The sequence below is a fragment of the Desulfofundulus salinus genome (genome assembly GCF_003627965.1).
Lineage (GTDB): Bacteria > Bacillota > Desulfotomaculia > Desulfotomaculales > Desulfovirgulaceae > Desulfofundulus > Desulfofundulus salinus.
In genome coordinates, this window is sequence record NZ_RBWE01000001.1 from 162,108 (window position 1) to 182,682 (window position 20,575).

At 60.1% G+C, this 20,575-nt stretch carries 18 protein-coding genes; all 18 read left to right on the forward strand.

Annotated features, from left to right (window positions below; translation table 11 throughout):
- The first annotated feature begins 44 nt into the window (after positions 1-44).
- The 18 genes from D7024_RS00830 (at position 45) to D7024_RS14895 (ending at position 20,463) form a co-directional block, all read left to right on the forward strand.
- Positions 45-1,181 carry a TolC family protein gene (locus D7024_RS00830; RefSeq protein WP_243113641.1) on the forward strand — a complete coding sequence of 379 codons (1,137 nt, stop codon included), beginning with the start codon at positions 45-47 and terminating at the stop codon, positions 1,179-1,181.
- A 315-nt stretch (positions 1,182-1,496) separates the two neighbouring features.
- The gene (locus D7024_RS00835; RefSeq protein WP_121450126.1) at positions 1,497-2,030 is read left to right on the forward strand and encodes a MarR family winged helix-turn-helix transcriptional regulator; all 534 of its coding nucleotides are present in this window, start codon (positions 1,497-1,499) and stop codon (positions 2,028-2,030) included.
- Between the two features lie 117 nt (positions 2,031-2,147).
- A complete protein-coding gene (locus D7024_RS00840) occupies positions 2,148-3,353 on the forward strand; it encodes an efflux RND transporter periplasmic adaptor subunit (RefSeq protein WP_121450127.1) in 1,206 nt (401 codons plus the stop codon).
- A 169-nt stretch (positions 3,354-3,522) separates the two neighbouring features.
- Positions 3,523-6,687 carry an efflux RND transporter permease subunit gene (locus D7024_RS00845; RefSeq protein WP_121450128.1) on the forward strand — a complete coding sequence of 1,055 codons (3,165 nt, stop codon included), beginning with the start codon at positions 3,523-3,525 and terminating at the stop codon, positions 6,685-6,687.
- A 69-nt stretch (positions 6,688-6,756) separates the two neighbouring features.
- Positions 6,757-7,410, forward strand: a complete 654-nt coding sequence (locus D7024_RS00850) for an HlyD family secretion protein (RefSeq protein WP_121450129.1) — start codon at positions 6,757-6,759, stop codon at positions 7,408-7,410.
- A 22-nt stretch (positions 7,411-7,432) separates the two neighbouring features.
- Positions 7,433-8,959 carry a DHA2 family efflux MFS transporter permease subunit gene (locus tag D7024_RS00855; RefSeq protein WP_121450130.1) on the forward strand — a complete coding sequence of 509 codons (1,527 nt, stop codon included), beginning with the start codon at positions 7,433-7,435 and terminating at the stop codon, positions 8,957-8,959.
- 54 nt (positions 8,960-9,013) lie between these two features.
- Positions 9,014-9,265 (forward strand): type II toxin-antitoxin system CcdA family antitoxin, encoded by a 252-nt coding sequence (locus D7024_RS00860; protein WP_013824370.1) that lies wholly within the window; start codon positions 9,014-9,016, stop codon positions 9,263-9,265.
- The gene (locus tag D7024_RS00865; protein WP_121450131.1) at positions 9,244-9,666 is read left to right on the forward strand and encodes a PIN domain-containing protein; all 423 of its coding nucleotides are present in this window, start codon (positions 9,244-9,246) and stop codon (positions 9,664-9,666) included. The genes D7024_RS00860 and D7024_RS00865 overlap by 22 nt, the downstream gene beginning before the upstream one ends.
- Before the next feature lie 30 nt (positions 9,667-9,696).
- Positions 9,697-10,530 (forward strand): WecB/TagA/CpsF family glycosyltransferase, encoded by an 834-nt coding sequence (locus tag D7024_RS00870; RefSeq protein WP_121450132.1) that lies wholly within the window; start codon positions 9,697-9,699, stop codon positions 10,528-10,530.
- A 122-nt stretch (positions 10,531-10,652) separates the two neighbouring features.
- The gene (locus D7024_RS00875; RefSeq protein WP_121450133.1) at positions 10,653-11,117 is read left to right on the forward strand and encodes a hypothetical protein; all 465 of its coding nucleotides are present in this window, start codon (positions 10,653-10,655) and stop codon (positions 11,115-11,117) included.
- A 123-nt stretch (positions 11,118-11,240) separates the two neighbouring features.
- Positions 11,241-12,503 (forward strand): LCP family protein, encoded by a 1,263-nt coding sequence (locus D7024_RS00880; protein WP_243113642.1) that lies wholly within the window; start codon positions 11,241-11,243, stop codon positions 12,501-12,503.
- 204 nt (positions 12,504-12,707) lie between these two features.
- A complete protein-coding gene (locus D7024_RS00885) occupies positions 12,708-14,642 on the forward strand; it encodes a DUF5693 family protein (protein WP_121452399.1) in 1,935 nt (644 codons plus the stop codon).
- A 218-nt stretch (positions 14,643-14,860) separates the two neighbouring features.
- Positions 14,861-16,117 (forward strand): polysaccharide pyruvyl transferase CsaB, encoded by a 1,257-nt coding sequence (gene csaB, locus D7024_RS00890; protein ID WP_121450135.1) that lies wholly within the window; start codon positions 14,861-14,863, stop codon positions 16,115-16,117.
- 99 nt (positions 16,118-16,216) lie between these two features.
- Positions 16,217-17,779, forward strand: coding sequence for a stalk domain-containing protein (locus D7024_RS00895; protein ID WP_243113809.1), 1,563 nt, complete (start codon positions 16,217-16,219; stop codon positions 17,777-17,779).
- 19 nt (positions 17,780-17,798) lie between these two features.
- Positions 17,799-18,878 carry a PQQ-binding-like beta-propeller repeat protein gene (locus D7024_RS00900; protein WP_121450136.1) on the forward strand — a complete coding sequence of 360 codons (1,080 nt, stop codon included), beginning with the start codon at positions 17,799-17,801 and terminating at the stop codon, positions 18,876-18,878.
- A 485-nt stretch (positions 18,879-19,363) separates the two neighbouring features.
- Positions 19,364-19,738 (forward strand): Na-translocating system protein MpsC family protein, encoded by a 375-nt coding sequence (locus D7024_RS00905; RefSeq protein WP_121450137.1) that lies wholly within the window; start codon positions 19,364-19,366, stop codon positions 19,736-19,738.
- Between the two features lie 34 nt (positions 19,739-19,772).
- Positions 19,773-20,060 carry a phosphoribosylaminoimidazolesuccinocarboxamide synthase gene (locus D7024_RS14890; protein ID WP_243113810.1) on the forward strand — a complete coding sequence of 96 codons (288 nt, stop codon included), beginning with the start codon at positions 19,773-19,775 and terminating at the stop codon, positions 20,058-20,060.
- 28 nt (positions 20,061-20,088) lie between these two features.
- Positions 20,089-20,463, forward strand: coding sequence for a phosphoribosylaminoimidazolesuccinocarboxamide synthase (locus D7024_RS14895; RefSeq protein ID WP_243113643.1), 375 nt, complete (start codon positions 20,089-20,091; stop codon positions 20,461-20,463).
- Positions 20,464-20,575 lie beyond the last annotated feature (112 nt).

Genomic DNA, 20,575 nt, shown 5'->3' on the forward strand with positions numbered 1-20,575 from the left:
AATTTAACCAGTTGAAACCGGACAGGAAAAAGGAGGGCTTGAACTTGGGCCGCATTCTCACAGTGCTTATCCTCATAGCTTCTTTGCTCGTACCACCTTTTGCCTGGGCCAAAGAGCCGGCCACGCCCGAGCTGACCCTGAACCAGGCGGTAGCCCTGGCCCTGGCGCACAGCGAATCGGTGAAAAAGGCGGAAAAAGAAATCGATCGTACCTATGAGTGGCGTGAGGAAAGGGCTGACCAGCTCGACTACGTGCCCACGGCGCCCCCGGGCAACCCGAAGGTGGAAATAGCCTGGAGCAACCTCCTGGCCGCCGACCTGACCTGGCGCATGGCCAAGAAAAGTTTAACCGCCGAGCAGGACAAGGTGGCCCTGGACGCGTGCAAAAAGTACTGGGATGTATTGAAGGCGCAGGAAAAGGTGCGGGCGGCGGAAGAAGGATTGAAAAAAGCCGACTGGGAGCTGCGCAGGGCGCGGGCCAATTTCCAGGTGGGGATGATCCCGCAGGCCGACCTGGTGGCGGCGGAAGCCGGGCTGGCCCGGGCTAAAGCAGCCCTGGAAGCGGCGAAAAACGATCTCGACAACGCCTATGCCTCTTTCAACCGGCTGGTGGGCCTGTGGCCCCAGGACCGTCCGGTGCTGGTGGACGGGGTGAATTTCGCCCCCCTGGAGGTGCCCGATGTAAATGTGGAGGTGGGCCGGATTGTGGCGGAAAGCCCCACCGTCTGGCTGGCCAACGAGAAGGTGACGCTGCAGAAATACTATGAAGACATGATGTTCTATACCGGTGAGTACCGGCCCTACCAGGTAAGAAAAATAGAAGTCGAGCAGGCCGAGCTGGAAGCCGCAAGCACCAGGAAAATGATGGAGGAGATAACCCGGTCCCTTTACTACAATGCCAAAAGCCTGGAAGAATCCTACCAGGCCCTGCAGGAGGGGGTAAAAACCGCCGAGGAAAACCTGCGGGTGACGAAGGTGAAATACGATGTGGGTATGGCCACCCGGGCCGAGGTGGCGGCCGCCGAAGCGGCCCTGGCGGAGGCGAAACAAAAGGCGCTGGAGATAGCCTGCCAGCACGCCTACCTCAAGCTGGCCTTTGAAAAGCCCTGGGCCTACATCAGCCTGGCCGTCGCCGGCGGCGGTGCGGGCGGCAGCGGTGCTTCGGGAAATGCTCAGGGTTAGCGCGGCAGTGATGAAAAACCCCTGTCCACCAAAAGGGCAGGGGTTTATAACTTGGGGTACGGTTGTGGGTGAACCGGCGAACCATGACCGTATGGCGGAACAGCATTGCTACAGGTATTCCTCTTTTCCCCGCTTCACGGCTCGCAGATGAAGGCTGACTTGCGGCCGGGCCCGTAGCGGTAGACCAGGAAAGGTAAAGACCCGTTCAATGCGCAGCCTCTCCATTTTTCTGTTGACAAGGTCTTCCTTGTGTCCATATACTTAACTTGGTGAACTTTTTGCGGCGTTAATTTTTTCGACGGGAAGGTGACGGGGGTGAGCGATCAAAAATTATCCGCCTGGCTGGACAGGCTGGAAGAGGTGTTCAACCAGGTGGCCAGGCGGCTTCATGCCGAGCTGGATCACCACCTGATGGAGGGCCTGACCGGGAGCCAGTTTATTGTGCTCATGCGCATCTTCCGGCGTGGGCGCATGAGTGTGTCCGAGGTGGCCGGGGATATGAGGGTATCACTGAGTGCCATCACCGCGCTGGTGGACAGACTGCACCGGGCGGGTTTTGTGGAGCGCCGCCGGGATGATGATGACCGCCGTGTGGTGTGGCTTGAACTGACGCCCAAAGGGGAGGAGGTCGTGCGTTCCTGCCTGGCCACCAGAAGGCGGGTGATGGAAAAATATTTGGGCCAGCTTCCGGAAGAAGATGTGAAGCAACTGGTACGAATCTACGAGAAATTGCTGTCCATTTTGATACGGGAGGGGGCGGGAGGCGCCGGGGGAAGGTCCGGCCACAGCAGGGGTACGGAGCTGGAAGCTTCTTCCGGGGACGGCAGCAATGCCCCCAAAGCGGAGTAATTGGGGCAAAAGAAACGGACGATCAATCCCGGAAAGTTGGGGGGATGCCCGTATGAGAGGGGGTCTCCCGACTGCCGGCTATGGTTGAGAGTATTTACCTGGGGAGAGTGAAGAGGAATGCGTGTAGGAAAAATTGCCCTGGCGGCTTTAATGCTGGCCTTGGTCCTGGCGGCCGCCGGATGCGGGAAAAAGCAGGCAGCCGCCCCGGCTGATGCGGGTCCCACGGTGGTCAGTACGGCCAAAGCAGCCATGGGACTGCTGGACAACCGGGCGGTTGTGAGCGGCAAACTGGATGCCGTTCAAACTGCCAGCATCGTATCCAAAGTGCCCGGCAAGGTGGCCAAAGTGCACGTGGATGTTGGGGACCGGGTTAGCGCCGGGCAGGTGCTGGTTACCCTGGAGAACAAAGACCTGGCCGACCGGGTGACCCAGGCGCAGGCTGCTGTAGCTCAGGCCGAAGCGGCTCTGGCCCAGGCGGAAGCGGGGTTAAAGTCGGCCCGGTCAGCCCTGGAGAACGCCCGGGACAACTTTGCCGTGGCCGAAGCCAATTACAACCGGGCTAAAGAACTCCTGGCCGCCGGGGCCATTTCCCCGGCCGTTTTTGAGAGCCAGTACGAGCTTCCCTACAAGCAGGCCAGGCAGGCAGTTGAGGGCACTGTCCCTGCGCAGGTGGAACAGGCTCAGGCAATGGTTAAAGTGCAGCAGGCGGCATTGTCCAGCGCCCGGGCGCAGCTGGCCCTGGCCCGGTCGAGCTATGAGGATAGTTTCATCAGGGCGCCCTTTACCGGCGTGGTTACCGCCCGGAACGTGAATCCCGGGGAGATGGCGTCCACCATGCCTGTAATTTCCATGGCCAACATCGACCGGGTGGTGGTCAAGGCCACCGTCGGCGAGGATCACATCAATCAGTTGAAGCAGGGGGAAAAAGTACAGGTGAAGATCGGCGCCGTATCGGCCCAGCCCTTTACCGGCGTGATCACCAGTATCGCCCCGGCGGCCGATCCGGTGACAAAAGCGTTCCCCGTAAAGGTGGAGATTGACAACCCCAAACACCTCTTAAAACCGGGTATGTTTGCCGAGGTGCAGCTGCCCTCGAGCGGGCAAAAGCAATTGCTGATCCCCCGGGAGGCTCTGGTAAAGGACGGGGAGCGGGATTTCGTCTGGGTGGTTAAAGATGGCAAAGTCCAGCGCCGCGAGATCAAGGCGGGAGAATCGGACGGCAGGTACATTGCCGTTATTTCCGGCCTGGAGGCGGGGGAAGAGGTGGTCACTGCCGGCCAGGAGAGCCTGCAGGATGGAGCCAGGGTGACGGTCAAGAACTGACGGGGGCCGGCTCCGCCGTCACGGGCGCGGCCCCCGTCACCGGCGACGCCCGTGCCCCGGCGAAATAAACGGGGCCAACCGGAAATACACGGTTCCAAAGGCGCCGGTCATCCCCGTGCTAAAGGCGAATTTTTTAATTCTCGCCGTGCTTTCGCAGGAGGTTTATTGAATGAAAATTACCGATGTATCCATCCAGCGCCCCATGCTGGTGGCCGTGCTGGTAACCGTACTGCTGATCCTGGGCGGCGTTTCTTTAAGCCGCCTGGCCATTGACCTGTGGCCCGAAATGAACCTGCCCGTGGCCGCGGTGGTCACCGAATATCCTGGGGCGGGGCCGGAGGAAGTGGAGCAGCAGGTCACCCGGCCCCTGGAGTCCATCCTGGCCACGGTGGGCAACCTGGATACCATCCGGTCCACCAGCAGCATGGGTACTTCCACCATTATCCTCATGTTTGACTGGGGCACGGACATGAACTACGCCGCCCTGCAGATCCGGGAAAAGGTGGATATCATCCGGCAGTACCTGCCGTCGGGGGTCAAGACACCCATGACTTTCAAGATGGACCCCAACATGATGCCCATCATGCAGCTGGCACTGTCCTCTGAAGATTCCCGGCGGTTGAAACAGCTTACCGATGATGTAATTCAACCCCGGCTGGAGCGGGTCGGCGGCGTGGCCAGCGTCTGGTCGGCCGGCGGGTTGGAGCGGGAGATCCGGGTGCTGGTGGACCCGGAGCGGCTGGCCGGGTACGGTCTGACCTTAAACGGCCTGACCCAGGCCCTTTCGGCGGAAAACCTGAATGTTTCCGGGGGCACCGTGCAGGAAGGCACGAAAGATCTGCTGGTGCGGGTGACCGGGGAGTTCCGGGATCTGGACCAGGTGCGCCGGGTGGTGGTGGGTGCTCCGGGAGGGCACCCGGTGCACCTGGGGGATGTGGCCCGGGTGGAGGACGGGCACAAAAAGATCACCCAGTTCAGCCGGGTGGACGGCAAGCCCGGCCTGTCGGTATATATCCAGAAACAGAGCGGCGCCAATACGGTCCAGGTGGCCCGGGCGGTGCACAAAGCCCTGGATGAATTGAAGAAGGAGCTGCCCGGGGTCCGCTTTGACGTGGTCATGGACCAGTCGGAATTCATTGAGCGGAGCATCAACCACGTGGTGAAGGAAATCCTGGTGGGCGGCTTCCTGGCCATGCTGGTGATGTGGATTTTCCTGCGCAACCTGCGCAGCACCCTGATCATCTCCACGTCCATTCCCATTTCCATCATCGGCACCTTTGTGCTCATTTACTTTAACGATATGACCCTCAACCTGATCACCATGGGCGGCCTGGCCCTGGGGGTCGGCCTGATCGTGGACGACGCCATCGTGGTGCTGGAGAACATCTACCGCCACCGCCAGCTGGGTTACGGCCTGGTGGAGGCCGCCCGGGTGGGTACCGGCGAGGTGGGCGGGGCGGTCATTGCTTCCACCCTGACCACCATGGCCGTCTTCCTGCCCGTGGTTTTTGTGAAGGGCCTGGCGGCCCAGCTGTTTACTCCCCTGGCTTTGACGGTATCCTTTGCCATTTTTACCTCCCTGGTGGTAGCCCTCACCCTGGTGCCCCTGATGGCCAGCCGCTGGCTCCACCTTGAGGAGGAGCCAGCGGTGCCGGTACCGGAAGGGAGCGCTTCGCCGGGCAGTGCCGCCTCCGGCCTGCGGGGCTGGCGGAAGCTCTACAAACTGTCGGAGCGCTGGTTCAACAATTTAAATGACGCCTACCGCCGGTTACTGGAGTGGGCGTTGAACCACCGGCGGCGGGTAATCATCATCGTGTCGGCGCTCTTTGTCCTGAGCCTGGCGGCCTTTCCCCTGGTGGGCTTCGAGTTCATGCCCTCCATGGACCAGGGGCAGGTAAACATTACCGTGGAAATGCCCCGGGGAACCTCCCTGGAGGAGACCAACCGGGTGGCCACGCGCATAGAGAAAATGGTGCAGGACCCCTGGGTGGAGAGCGTGTTTACCGGTGTGGGCTTTACCGGCATGCAGGGCATGTGGGGCGAGAGCAATACCGATGTGGCCCAGATTATCCTCCAGCTGGTGGATAAGTCCCGGCGCAGTGTGACCGCCGATGAGGTGGCGGAAATACTGCGCCAGAGGTTTAAAGATATTCCCGGCGCCAAAATCAAGGTGAGCGCCATGGAAGATCAGAGCGGGATGATGGGCGGCACCGCCCCGGTGCAGATCCAGGTGCGGGGCGATGATATGGCCACCCTCACCCGTCTGGGCGACCGGGTGGCGGAGGTGGTGCGCCGCGTCCCCGGCACCCGGGAGGTGACCAGCAGCCTCCAGGAGGGCCGCCCCGAGGTGCAGGTGCTGGTTCACCGGGACCGGGCGGCAGCCTGCGGGCTTTCCCCGGCCGAGGTGGCCTCCACCGTGCGCACGGCCGTTGAAGGCACTGTGGCCACCCGCTACCGCACCGGCGGGGAAGAGGTGGACATCCGGGTGCAGCTTCGCGATGGTGAGGTCACCCGCCTGCCCGATTTATCAACCCTGACCATTTTATCCCCCACCGGTGCGTCCGTACCTTTAAGCCAGGTGGCGGAAATAGTGGAAACCCGGGGGCCCCACGCCATTGACCGGCAGGACCAGACCCGGGTGGTAACCGTTACCGCCCAGCTGGCGGGGCGGGACCTGGGCAGTGTGATCAAGGATATCCAGGCCGGGTTGAAAGGCCTCTCCCTGCCTCCGGGATACACCGTGGAATTCGGCGGTGAGCAGGAACAGATGGCCGAAACCTTCGGCGACCTGAGCCTGGCCCTGGTGCTGGCGGTGGTCCTGGTCTACCTGGTGATGGTGGCCCAGTTTGAGTCAGTGTTGTACCCCTTCATCATCATGTTTTCCGTGCCCGTAACCATGGTGGGGGTTACCTTCAGCCTGCTGGTTACCGGGCGTACCTTTTCCGTGCCTGCCTTCATCGGCCTGATCATGCTGGTGGGCATAGTGGTGAAAAACGCCATAGTTTTTGTGGATTACGTCAACATCCTGCGCCGGCGGGGCCTGGAGCGCCGGGAGGCCATTTTGAAGGCCGGTCCCACCCGCCTGCGCCCCATCCTGATGACGGCGCTCACGGCCATCCTGGCCATGCTGCCCATGGCCCTGGGCATCGGCGAGGGCTCCGAGGGGCAGGCGCCCATGGCCACGGTGGTGGCCGGCGGGCTGGCTTTTTCGACCGTGATCACCCTGGTGCTGGTACCCGTGATTTACACCATCCTGGACGACTGGAAGGAGCGCTGGCAGGCCCGGTGGGCCGGGAGACGGACCGCCCGCCTGGAGGCTGTAAATGGAGGTTAGAGGTTGGAGGTCGGAAGTGGGAAATAAGTTGGAGGCCGGAATCCAGAGAGAGAGAAGGGAGAGTGCGGGATGAGAAACAAAAAGGCTATGCTGGCCGTGGCCGCGGTGATGGTGGCCGTCCTTGCCGCCATATCCTTTTACTACTGGCATATGAACCGCTACTACGTTACTACCGAAGATGCCCGTATCGACGGGGATATTTACCGGGTGAGTCCCCAGGTGTCCGGTAAACTGCTGGAGATAAACGTGGAAGAGGGGCAGGCGGTCAGAGCGGGGGATATCGTTGCCCGCCTGGACGACACCACCCTCCCCCCGGGGGCCAACATTGACCTTGCGGTGGTGCGGTCACCCGTAAGCGGCGTGGTGGTTAAAAAGGTGGCCCATGTGGGTGAAATTGCCGCCCCGGGACAGCCCGTTATCATGGTTGTGGATCCGTCAGCCCTCTATATCACCGCCAATATCGAGGAGACCGACCTGAAAAAGGTGCGTCCGGGTCAGAAGGTGGACATCACCCTGGATGTCCTGCCGGGGCACAAATTCACGGGCTATGTGGCACGCATAGGGCGGGCCTCCCTTTCCACCTTCTCCCTGCTGCCCGCCAACACCGGCGGAAGCTTTACCAAAGTGGTGCAGCGGGTGCCCGTGAAGATCGTATTTGACGAGTATCCCGAAAATTATGTGGAAGTAGGCACCAATGCCCGGGTGAAGATTCATATCCGGTGACCGGGCGGGGGGTTGTATGATCATGTCCAAGGCTAAACCGGCCGTTTCTGAAGGAAACGGGTTTCCCTGGCGGGAATTGTTCATCCTGGTCATCGGTCCCTTTATGGCCATACTGGACGGGAGCATCGTCAACGTGGCCGTACCCAAGCTGATGGCCGTTTTTGGCGTGGGCACGGATAAAGTGCAGTGGGTTTTAACCGCCTACCTGCTCACCTCCGGGGTCGTCATTCCGGTCAGCGGGTATTTGGGGGACGTCCTGGGGTACAGGCGCATGTACATCCTGTCCCTGGCGGCTTTTACCCTCGGTTCCCTTTTCTGCGGCCTGTCGTGGAGCAACACTTCCCTGGTGGTGGCCAGGGTATGCCAGGCCGTGGGGGGCGGGATGCTCGTCCCCATCAGCATGGGCATGCTTTTTAAAGTCGTTCCCCGGGGAAAGATGGGTATGGCCATGGGTATCTGGGGGATATCGGCCATGATGGCCCCCACCATCGGCCCCACCCTGGGCGGCTACCTGGTGGATGAACTTTCCTGGCACATGATCTTTTTAATCAACCTGCCGGTTGGTTTGCTGGGTATGTTCCTTGCCGCCGTTTTTTTGAAGGAAACCCCCTTGCTGAAAGCCAGGTTCGACCTGGTGGGTTGTCTTTTGTGCGGGGCCGGCTGCTTTGCCGTCCTGCTGGCTTTAAGCGAAGGGCAGGACAAGGGGTGGACTTCCCAGTATATCGTTACCCTCCTGGCGGCGGCCTTCTTCTTCCTGCTCCTGTTCGTGCTCTGGGAACTGCAGGAAGAACAACCCATGCTGGACGTCCGGCTGCTGGCGAATCCCGTGTTTGCAGCCAGCCTTTTAACCACGGCCGTGGTGACTATCGGCCTTTTCGGCGGGCTTTTCCTGGTCCCCATTTTTACCCAGAACCTGCTGGGTTTAACACCCATGCAGACGGGTTTGCTCATTATGCCTTCAGCACTGGCCAGCGGCCTGATGATGCCCATCAGCGGCCGGTTGTACGATAAAATTGGGGCGAAGCCGCTGGCCCTGGTGGGGCTGTCGGTGGTTGCCTATACCACGTGGGAACTTCATAAAATAAACCTGGACATTTCCACACACTGGCTGCAGATGATGATGGTGTACCGGTCTCTCGGTATGGGGCTGGCCATGATGCCCATCGGCACGGCGGGTATGGAGGCCGTTGAGGCCAGGCTTTCCGGGCGGGCGTCGGCTTTTAACAACCTGGTGCGCCAGGTTTCGGCTTCCCTGGGCATCGCCTTTCTCACTTACGTTATGACAAAGCGCCAGGCCTACCACTTCAGCTGGCTGGCCGACGGTTTTTCCTGGACTTCCCCGGTGGCTTATGGAGCCCTCCAGCAGGTCAAGCAGGCCCTGGCCCTGTCCGGGGATAGCGCCCTGGCCGTCATCAGCCTGGCCGCCCAGCGGCAGGCCATGGCCAGCGCCATTGCCGATACCTTCATTGTCAGTGCCGTGATGGTGGCCGTGGCCATACCACTTTCGCTGTTTCTGGGAAAGAAGGGGAAGGATGCCAGGGGTGGATAGGGTTGCTTGACGGTAGGGCTAACGGGTAGTATTATAAGGTAGGAGGTGAAGGGTATGAAAACTGTAAAGTTATCGATTACCCTGCCCAAGGATCTTGTTGACCAGATGAAAAACCTCACTACAAATATAAGTTCCTTTATTGCTGCCGGAATGAGGGAATATGTTTCCCGTGAACAAAGCCGGCGGGCGATTAAAGAAAGCGCCGGTGCCTGGTCCGATGAAAACCACCCTGAACTGCAAACTGTTGTAGATGTAGAAAAATATGTACGTGAGGTTAGATCAACATGGCGGCGTGCAGAACATTAGGCTGCCTGCTGGATACCAGCGCGGTGATTTTACACCTGCGCAACTTTCCCGGGATGAAAGAACTTTTGCTCGAACTGCTCGATGCCCGGGGGCAGCTTGCCGTTTCAACGGTTACCCTGGTTGAAGTCTGGCAAGGAGTAAAGGCGGGGGAAGAAGGCAAAACCCGCCGCTTTTTTGAAGGAGTATCAGTAATCCCTCTAGATGCCGAACTGGCGGAAAAAGCGGGTGAACTGGCCCGGTCCTTGCGGGAAAATGGTTTTACCATTGAACTGGCCGATATTATTATTGCCGCAGCGGCGTTGGCAGCAAAAGTACCGGTTTTAACGACCAACCGGCGCCATTTTTCATTTGTTGACGGCCTCGAAGTGCTGGAAATTAAATCACTACTGGGCTGTCGCTAACGTTTATTGCCAGAAGGAGAGTTCTCGCCCATGCAAATCAACCTCTTGGGTGCACGGGTTGATGCGGTCGATCTGGCCGGAGCGGTGGAGAAAGTGGCTGCCTTTATTGCCACGGGACGCCCTCACCAGGTAATTACCTTAAACCCGGAAATTTTGTACCGTGCCCAGCAGGAGCCGGAACTGCTGGCCTTAATTAACCAGGCCGACCTGGTTACCGCCGACGGCATCGGCATCGTCTGGGCGGCAGGGGTGGCCGGCACCCCCGTGCCCGGGCGGGTGACGGGCATCGACCTCATGCTGGCGCTGGTGGAAAGGGCCGCCCGGGAAGGCTGGCGCGTCTTTTTGCTGGGGGCGGCGCCGGGGGTGGCGGAGGAGGCCGCCCGCCGGCTGCAGGAAAAACACCCGGGGCTTGTGGTGGCCGGCACGCAGCACGGCTACTTCAGGCCGGCTGAAGAGGGACCCGCGGGGGGAGCGGTGGGTACGTCGCCCGCTCATACGCCGGGTAACTCTCCGAACAACAGCACTGGTGGCCTGCCCGAGAACCCAAAGGTCCCAACCGAATGGGACGTGGTGCAACAAGTCCGGAGTGCAAAGCCAGACCTGCTTTTTGTAGCCCTTGGGGCCCCAAAACAGGAAAAATTCATCGCCCGGCACAAGGAGGTCCTGGGTGTGCCTGTGGCCATGGGCGTCGGAGGCAGTTTTGACGTGATTGCCGGCCGGGTGGCCAGAGCTCCAGTGTGGATGCAGCGCCTCCACCTGGAATGGCTGGGCCGGCTGCTCCGGGAACCGCGCCGCTGGCGCCGCATGCTGGTGTTGCCCCGCTTTGCCTGGCTGGCCTGGCGGAAAGCGCGGTTGGGGAAATGATTAAGGCTCACCGGAGCGAGCGAGAGCCAGAACAGGGTAGTTGGAAAGTGGGGATAACTCAGGCAGGAAAGAGAAAGCTTTTGTCGAACCTTAAATTAATTATGGCCATTGGAGGGATTCAAATGGGAAAAAAATGGCCTGCCGTGGTGGCAGCCGTGTTATTGTGCGGGCTGCTCGCGGTTGGGGGGTATGCCCGCCTGGCCGGGGCGGCGGTCGGCGGGGAACCGGGTTCTGACGCCGACCCCCTGGTAAGCAAGAGCTTCGTGGAGGAATATGTGGCCAAATATGTACGCGAAGCCCTGGGAGAAAGGCAGGGCGGCGGGGACTTCCAGTGGCGGGTGGCCACCGTACCTGCCGGGCAGGAGTTTACCGGCGGTGCGGGAATGGAATTTATCCTGCGTTCCGGTAAGGCAGTGGCCGTGGATCCCACGGGCAGCGGGATACCGGATGTTACCTCCGGCACCAATCTGACCGCCGGGAAGGCGGTGGCTCCCAACCACCTGTACATCATTCCCAGGGCCGACGGCCGGGGCTTGCGTGCCCAGACCAGCGTGATTATCATGTACCGGGGTGCGGCCGGCAAATAGGCCGGCCTTTATCACCCGGCTGGAAAAAAGCGGGGTGTTGGTATGGTTAGACGCAGGCGGAGGTGGAGACCAAAGCCCCTGTTCCTGCTTTTATTAATGCTTTGTCTGGCGGGGGGAGGCTATTTGCTCGCAGGCCACCTTGGCTTGGGCTGGCCGGAATTGCCTGCCGGTCCCGAGAACAATGAGGCGCAGGCCAGTCAGCCCCCGGAGTCCTTTACCGTGCTGCTCCTGGGTACCGATGCCCGGCCCGGGGAAAAGGTGGGGCGAACCGACAGTATTATTGTGGCCAACGTGGATGGCGAGAAAAAGCGCATTGCCCTGTTGTCCATACCCCGGGATACCCGGGTGGAGATCCCCGGCCACGGGACGGATAAAATCAATGCTGCCGCCGTTTACGGCGGGCCGGCGCTGACCTGCGAGACCGTCTCCAACCTCATCGGGATGCCCGTGCAGTATTACGCCCTGGCCCGCTGGGAAGGGTTCAAGAACATCGTGGACGTCCTGGGCGGCGTGACCATCGACGTGGAAAGGAACATGTATCACTACGATAGTTCCGACGGGCGTGAGTACGCCATCAACCTGCGCAAGGGGGTACAGCGCCTGGATGGCGACAAGGCCCTGCAGTATGTCCGTTTCCGGGGGGACGCCCTGGGGGACATCGGCCGCACGGAAAGGCAGCTGAAATTCTTAAAGGCCCTGGCCGCGGAAGTGATGAAACCGTCCACCCTGGTGAAACTGCCCCGCCTGGTGCCGGAAATAAATAAGAGCGTGGAAACAAACATGGGCTTCAAGCAGATGCTGGCCCTGGCCCAGGCGGCCCGGTATTTCGACCAGGCCGAGATCGTCACCCAGACCCTGCCCGGGCGGTTTTTGGATTTAAGGGGCGTCAGCTACTGGTATGTGGACCCGGCGCAGGCCCATGAGGTGGCCCTGGCCCTCTTTGAAGAGGGGCGGGTGACCCAGGTGGTACAGGGGTCCACGGTCAGCGAGGGGGGGCCTTCTTCCAGCCCGCCCGCGCGCAGGACGGAGACGGGCCAGCTTGCTGCCGGTGAGCCGGCAGTCACCCGGTCCGCATCGCCTGCGCCGGCTGTGCCGCCGGTTCCTCCTGCACCGGAGGCGAATACTCCGGATGGCGAGCCGCAGCCCGGGGATGGTTCCATCGGCGATACGCCTGGGGGCAGCATGCCGGGGCAGGATAACGCCCCGCCTCCCGCCGGCCATACGGGCAACGGTGGAGAGACCGGTGACGGCAGCTCTTCTCCGCCTGCGGCGCGAACAAAAACGGGTGAAAAACAAAAGGTGCTTGTCCCAAATAACGGAAAACAGAGCGGTGATAGCGGCGCGGTCATGGAAATTATCCCCATTCCCAACGGAAGTGCCAGTTAGTGGTAAAAATTCAGTAAAACGTTATGAGGAGGATGCGGCGCTGTCGGCGCGTGACAGCGCCGCATCCAACCTGGTTCACTGAATATTTACCCGTGAAGGTTTCCGTGCGCCTCCTGTAGCACCACTTGCAGTGCCCGCAGGAGGCTTGTAACTTAAGGGCCCCCTCCGGGGAACATTTTGTCTATGCTGGAGGTCTGTTATATTATGAGACAACGCTGGTACCCCCTGTTGCTGGTGTTTCTGTTGCTGGCGGGTGTGATCGCAGCCGGCGCGGCCGCCTGGCAGCGCTACCGGGTGGAGGCCGGTTTTCGCAGCGTGGAAGTGGCCATGCCCTACGAGGATCTGAACGCCCTGGCCCGGCTGTCGGGACGGGATACCCTGGAAGTGATGCGCCTTTTCCGGGAACAGGGGCTGACCACCGTGCTCTTTAAAGAGCCCACGGCGGACGAGCTGCGTCGTGCGGGGGAAATAGCGGTAATGACCGGCCAGGAACTGCAGTTAATGTCGCCCCCCTGGCTGGGACAGCTGCGGACCGGGGGTGGAATAGCCACCCGGGATACCTACCTGGTCACCTCCCGGGAGGAAACCTTCCGGCGCCTGCTGGTCCAGCTGGAAGCCAGGATCCCGGGAGCGCGGGGTTACCGGCCGGCGCCGGGGGTTTACGTGGTGCGCACTTCTGCCGACCCCGGCCTGTTGTCACAGCTGGGCCTGGGTTTTCCGGACGGTCCCCTGCAGGACAGCGCCCGGGCCGGGTTGCTGGCCATGGTCCAGGTGCGCAGCTGGTCCGGGGCCACCGCCAGGGGGATTGAACAGGCCCTGGCGCCCTTAAAGGAGATCCCCAACCTCTCAGCCCTGGCCTTTAACGACGACACCCTGCCCGGCTACCCGCAGAAACTGCGGGCGCTGGCCCAGGTGGTGGACCAGCTGGGGGTTCCTGTGGCCCAGATTGAATTTTACCCCCAGAAAGGCCTTGATAAGCTGGGGGTGCTGCTGGACAAGGATGTGGTGCGCCTGCACAGCATTTCCCCCAGGGACATGGGTCGCTACACCCCGGCCGAAGCACTGGAACGCTACAGGCTGGCTGCCGCCGAACGCAACATGCGGGTACTGCTGGTGCGGCCCTTCCCGGGGGCGGGAGTCCGGGACGTGCTCCAGGAAAACCTCGATTATATAAGCAGCCTGAAAGAGAGTTTGCAGCGGGAAGGCCTGGTGGTGGGGCAGGCTTCCACCCTGCCGGCCCTGCCCGTCTCCCGCGCCAATCTCTTCGTCATGGGCCTGGGGGTTATTGCCGGCGGCCTTTTGCTCGCCGGGCGCCTGGGTTTACGCCGGGGGGAACTGTGGTTGCTGCTCCTGGCGGTGGCGGCCTGGGCAGGAATATTATTTGTGGCTCCGTCCCCGGCGCGCAAGCTCATGGCCCTGGCGGCGGTGATCATTTTCCCCAGTTTGGCTCTAATTACCAACGTGTGCGCCCGGGGTGCCCCCGCCCTGGAAAGTGCGGGCATGCTTTTGCGCACCACCCTGGCTTCCCTGCTGGGTGCACTTTTTACCGTGGGCTTTTTGGCGGATGCCGGGTTCATGCTCAAGCTGGACCAGTTTAGCGGGGTTAAGCTGGCCCACCTGGCGCCTCTGGTGCTGGTGGCCGGGGTGTTTTTCTTCCTGTCCGGCCCTGCAGAACCCTTTGGAAAGCGCCTGGAGAGGACGTTGAACCAGCCGGTGCTGGTCAAGTGGGCCGCCCTCGCCGCATTGCTCCTGGCGGTTCTGGCCGTTTACCTCGTGCGTACGGGCAACGAAGGGCAAATGGCCACCTCCGCCCTGGAGCTGAAGTTCCGGGGATTCCTGGATGCCGTCCTGGGGGTGCGCCCGAGAACCAAGGAATTTTTGCTCGGTCACCCCGCTTTGATGCTGCTCTTCTACACCGGCTACCGGGACAACCGCTTCCTGCCCCTGCTGTTGCTGGGGACTATTGGCCAGGTTTCCCTGGTGAACACCTTTGCCCATATCCACACGCCGCTTCTGGTTTCCCTGATGCGGCTGGTCAACGGCCTGTGGCTGGGGATCCTGGTGGGCCTGGCGCTCATCCTGGTGGTGAACCTGGCCCAGCACTGGTGGCGCAGGTTCTCCCCGGGGGATAGTCAGTGACCCCGGTTGGATGCGGCCCAGCACTCACCCAAATATGATTCTGTTCCCGGAGTTACAGGTTTAATTGACACATCAGGTTTCGGGAAGAGCCAGTAATCCCAGTGAGTGCTGGGTCCTCGTTCACTCCGATGCTTCGCGCCGACAGCACCGCATCCTTGTCATAACGGTTTTTCATATACTTCCAGCAGAATAACTCGGGTGAAAACGGGGGTGTAGTTATGGCGGCTGGTGAAGGGCCGGTGGTGGCCATTTCCGGTTATTACGGTTTCGACAACCTGGGGGATGAGGCGGTCCTCTACAGCCTGCTGGAGGCCCTGCGGGAGGTGTGTCCCACCGTCCGCCCGGTGGTCCTTTCCCATGCCCCTGAAAGAACCAGTGCCCTTTACGGCGTAGAGGCGGTAAACCGCTGGCGGGTAGGGGAAGTCTACCGCGCCCTCACCAGAGCCGATTTGCTGCTCAGCGGCGGGGGTAGCCTGTTGCAGGATGTCACCGGCCTCAAAAGCCTGGTTTACTACCTGGGGGTGGTCTGGCTGGCCCGGCGCCTGGGCAAGCCTGTGGTTTTCTACGCCCAGGGCATCGGCCCCGTAAAAAGCAAAACCGGCCGGCTGTTGATGCGCCTGGTGGCCAACGATGTACAGCTCATCACCGTGCGGGACGAAAATTCCGCCCGGGACCTGGCGGAAATGGGGGTAACCCGGCCCCCGGTGGAGGTTACCGCCGACCCGGTGCTGGGTCTGGACCCGGCCCGGGCGGATAGGGAGAAAGGGATGGAGATCCTGGAAAGGATGGGTATTCTCGAACCACCGGTTAGCAGTGATCAGGGAGACAAACTTCCCGATCAGGGGGATAACTCCCGCCCTTTGGATAAGGGAGGAACGGTTCCCGGTGAAGGAGGAGCTGTTTACGGGACCCCCGCACCTGTGGTGGGAGTATCGGTGCGGGAATGGCCCGGTTTTGGGGAGAAACAGCAACGGGACCTGGCCCGGGTGTGCGACGACCTCTGCCGCCGGGGCTACCGGGTGCTTTTCATCCCCCTGCAATACCCCGAAGATCTGACCGTGAGCCGGCAGGTGGCCGCCATGATGCGGGAACGGGCAGCCGTTTTGGACCGGGGGCTGACCGTTGGTGAGGCAGTTTCCCTGGTTGCCTGCCTGGAGCTGCTCATCGGCATGCGGCTGCACTCCCTGATCCTGGCGGCGGTGATGGGTGTACTGCCGGTGGGAATAAGCTACGACCCGAAGATTGACCGTTTCCTGGAACAGCTGGGGCTGCAGCCTGCGGGGCAGGCAGCCGGCCTGGAGTACGGCGCTTTGAGCCGGGCAGTGGAAGGGGTACTGGCCGATCCTGCCGGGTTCAGGGCCAGTCTGGCCCGGATGGTCGGCCCCTTAAGGGAACGTGCCCGGGCTACCGCCCGGCTGGCCGGCGCATTAATGGAAGTTGGAGGTCGGAAGTCGGAAGTTAGAACAATTGATTAGTTAAATTCGCCCCGGGCGAAAAATTTTTTGCCCCTTCGCCCTGGAAAAATTACGAAGGCGAGGCACTGTTTATCTGGGGAGGTAATTCTGTTGCGTAGTGTGAAAAAATTAGTCGCCCTCCTGCTGGGGGGGACCTTTCTATGGGGCTGCACGGCTGCCTTTGCCGTTCTACCGGCCGGGGCGGATAGTGCCGCCGCCGGTTCCCAGGCCGTACAGGCCACGGTCGTGGGCAGGCCGGCACCGCAACCCCTGGTTGCCAGGCCGCCTGCCGGCCAGATCCAGATCCTGGCCCCGGGCGTCCGCTATTACCCCATTTCCGGCCGCACCTGGCAGGGTGAACCCCTGAAGGGGCATGTGGTGGAGGTAGACCCCGGCCAGGCCCTGCTGGAGGTGCGGGTGGCAGTGGCCGGTGACGCCCTGGGCAATAAGGAAACTTTGAGCCAGCTGGCCGCCCGTCACGGGGCGGTGGCCGCCGTAAACGGGGGATTCTTTGATCCCTCCCGGGGACACCCCATCGGCAGCCTGGTCCAGGACGGCCAGCTCCTGGCCACCTCCGAGATTTTGCGCACCTCCATTGGTATCACCGGGCGCAACCAGGTCCAGTTTGGTTACTTTGCGCCCCGGGTGAGTGTACGTTTTGGCTCGTCCGGGCCCCTTGCGGTGGCGCGGGTCAATACTTCTCCCGCACCCGGGGGCATTACCCTTTATACCCCGGCCTGGGGTGAGCGCGCCGGTTCCGCCGGTGACGGTATTGATGTGGTGGTGCGCCCGGAGACGGAAAAAAGCAACCGGTACATAGTTTCGGAAATTGGTTACGGGGGCAGCCCGATTCCCGGGGACGGTTATGTACTTGCTTTCCGGGGTGAGGCGGTTGCAGAAGCTGCGGTGCTGGCCGTGGGTACCCCGGTGATCCTGCAGTTTGACTGGGGACCCGGCTGGGAGGGGTTAAAACACCTGGTTACCGCCGGTCCGTTGCTGGTGGATGAAGGGCAGCCGGTACTGCAGGCGATTATGGAAGGGTTCCGGGGGAGCGTCCTGGAGCCGGCACCCCGCACGGCCATTGGTGTAGACGGCAAGGGCCAGCTCCTGCTGGTGGAGGTGGACGGCCGGCTGAAAGATTGGAGCGCCGGTGTCACCCTGGAGGAACTGGCCTACCTGATGACCGACCTGGGAGCGGTGCGCGCCGCGGCCCTGGACGGGGGCGGTTCCAGCGGCCTGTGGGTTAAGGGCAAGCTGGTCAGCCGGCCATCCGACGGCCGTGAGCGGGGACTGGCCAACGCCATTCTGGTGCTCCGCCAGGTGCCGGTTTACCTGAACGGCAAGCGCCTCTTCTTTGACGTACCTCCGGTGGTGGACAAGGGGCGCACCCTGGTGCCCATGCGGGGGATTTTCGAGGCCCTGGGGGCCACGGTGCACTGGGATGAAAAAACCAAAACCGTAACGGCAGCCCGCGGCGGGCGTACGGTCAGCCTGACCCTGGGTAAGGGTGAGGCGCTGGTCAACGGTAAAACGTTGCCCCTGGACGCCCCGGCCCGGGCGGTGGAAGGACGCACCATGGTTCCCCTGCGGTTTGTGGGCGAGGCTCTGGGGGCTGCAGTAAGCTGGCAAAACGCCCCGCCGGCGGTAATAATTGAGGTAAAGTCAGTTGATCAGCTAAGATAAGTGAAAGGTGAGGATCACCATGACCATAAGGGCAAATAAGTTCCTGGCTGCCGTTCTTGCCATATTCCTGGCCGCCGGTACCCTCCTTCCCCTGCCGGCCCTGGCCCAGGAGGCGGCGGTGGAGGTGGATTACCGGGACGACATTACCGTTAACCATCCTTACTGCGTGGAGCAACTGCCCGGCGGCAACCTGCTCATGACCCGGGTGGGACACCAGTCCCCGGCGGTGGTGGAAATCACCCCGGCCGGGCAGGAGGTGTGGTCTTATCAAGGCGTCCAGGCCGCTTCGGCCCGGCGCCTGGCCAACGGCAATACCCTCATCGCCGATTCCGGTGCGCCGGGCCGCCCCTTTGTGCCCCGGGTAATTGAAGTGAGCCCGGCCGGCAAGGTGGTCTGGGAATACCGGCTGCCTTCCCCGGCCCGGGCACCCCGCTATGCCCAGCGCCTGTCCGGCGGCAACACCCTGATCACCCTGCCCTACCAGATTATCGAGGTAACCCCGGACAAAAGGGTGGTCTGGTCCTACGGCTGGGGCAGGCCGGTGCCGCCCGGCACGCCGGGTCACCTGGCCAACCCGGTGCAGGCCGTCCGGCTGTCCAACGGGCACACCCTGATTGTTGACCAGGGCTTTACCGGGGGGCGGGTACTGGAAATCGACGCTAAAAAGCGGGTGGTCTGGCAGGTGGGTGATGGTACGTATGATCCACCTCCCGCCATACAAAAGGCCGCGCCGGACGCAACGGGGAATAACGAAGATCAAAACGGCAAAACTATCGTTCCCGGCCGGGACGGGGCAACCGCCAGCACTACAGCGGCAACTGAAAAAGTCAGGCTCAAGCGCCCCACGGGTGCTGCTCGCCTGCCCAACGGGAACACGCTCATTGCCGATGCCGGCACTTCCACCCTGCTGGAAGTGGCTCCGGACCGCCAGGTTGTCAATTCCTGGTCCTGGAGAGGTGCGCTGGCCGGCCTGCCCGTGATGAACCAGTGGCTGGTCACTCCCCTGGACCAATCCAGGGTGATCGTACCCCTGACGCTGACCAGTTCCAAATCCCGCGTGCTGGTGGTTTATATGAATAAAGTATTTTCTGGCAAATAGTGTAACCTGCAAAACTCCCGGCCTTATAGCCATAGCGTGAGGTTTCATTGAAGGGCAAATTTTACCTGCAGGATCTTGACACGGACCCACGGACTTTGGAGTATTGACAGTTGCTGTGTTTCAGGTATATTATTATACTTAAAGTAATTAAATAGGAGTTATTAACTTATAGAAATATAAAGTAAACAAGTCTTTGCAGGTCAACTATGGAAGACTTTACGAAAGGCCTTGTTTCTTAATGTATGGGGCTCAATTTGGAGCCAATACGGAATGAAAAATAATAAAGGGGCTGGTCGTAAAGTAAGCCAACACTCACACTTTTATAAAGGGGTGTTGGCTTTTTCTCGTATAACGCCCTGGGAGGTGGTTGTATCTCGTCTCTCCGGTGTTCCCTTAAGACGACCGCCGCCACTCAATCGTCTTTGAATTTTGCGACAGTTTCTTATAAAGGAACCTTTAAAGTTAATGATAAGGTGGGAAAGGGATTGGAACTGACTAAAGGACAAATGGAAGCAGAAATTAGCAATAGTATTATTCGGTTTGAAAAGGAGCATATGGGCCGGGGGCCAACTGAGGCCAAGACCTATATTTTAGATGACATGATAGTGGTTCGTCTAAAAAACGTCCTAACACCAGCCGAGCATCAGCTAGCCAGGACCCAGGAAGGTAAAGGTCTGATTAAACAGATGCGAATCCAGCTATTTGAAAACTCTCGATCTATCCTTGAGGATTTAATTTTAAAGGTAACCGGATGTTCTGTCGTAAGCATTCATTCGGATATCAGTACAGTAACCGGTGAACGAGTAATTGTTTTTATATTGAGTAAGAAGTTGAAAGAGTTATACTCTGGTAACCGATAAAGGTTGCGGGATGCCTGGTAAGCTTTTGCCTGGCGTGGAATTGATAAGGTGGTCACTAGACATAAAAGATGCGGAGGGGAAATGTAAAATGGGAAGTGTAAAGGATTTAGTTGTATTAAAGCAACCCAATGATGTTGAGACTGGCATAGGGCGTTTTATCTTCTCAGATCGTTACTCGATATTTGACTGGGGGGAGATGCCCAATTATATCGAGAATAAGGGTAAAGCTCTTTGTATTTTAGGTGCATACTTTTTCGAGAAACTTGAAGATATAGGAATAAAAACCCATTATCTGGGGGTGGTGAACGACTCTGGCTGTTAACGAATTGATCACTAAGGAAGTTACACCGTTGGGTCTTGTCAATGAGGACGGTAAAATTGAGTTCGGGTTTGATGAGAACCGGGACCTCATATTAGTCGATGTGGTTGGGACACCAGATGAATGCAGGTTTAATTTTCATGGTGTACCTGTAAGTAAGGAAGCTATGAGGATATTTTACCGGAATACTGAGTGGTACACCGAAGTAAGTGAAGCGAGAAAGAAGGATAGATTGAGATGGAAGGAGCTGGTAAATTCTCAGCCACCATCCCTTCCGTCGAAGCTTGAGAAACTAATTTCGTTGCTATATCAGGCATGTGCTAATGAAATAACCCGGAAGGAGTGGTTTGCAACGCCATCTTTAAGAGAAATAGTGTTAGAAATTAAGGGGATTCTTGGACAGTAAACCTCCCCCCGGGACGATTCCAGGTACTTCGTCCTGGGGGTTTCTCATGTCATCGAAGGATCCCCGCCAGAACGCAGGTCTTACGCCCTATTGTGAACCCCCCGGCTGGGTG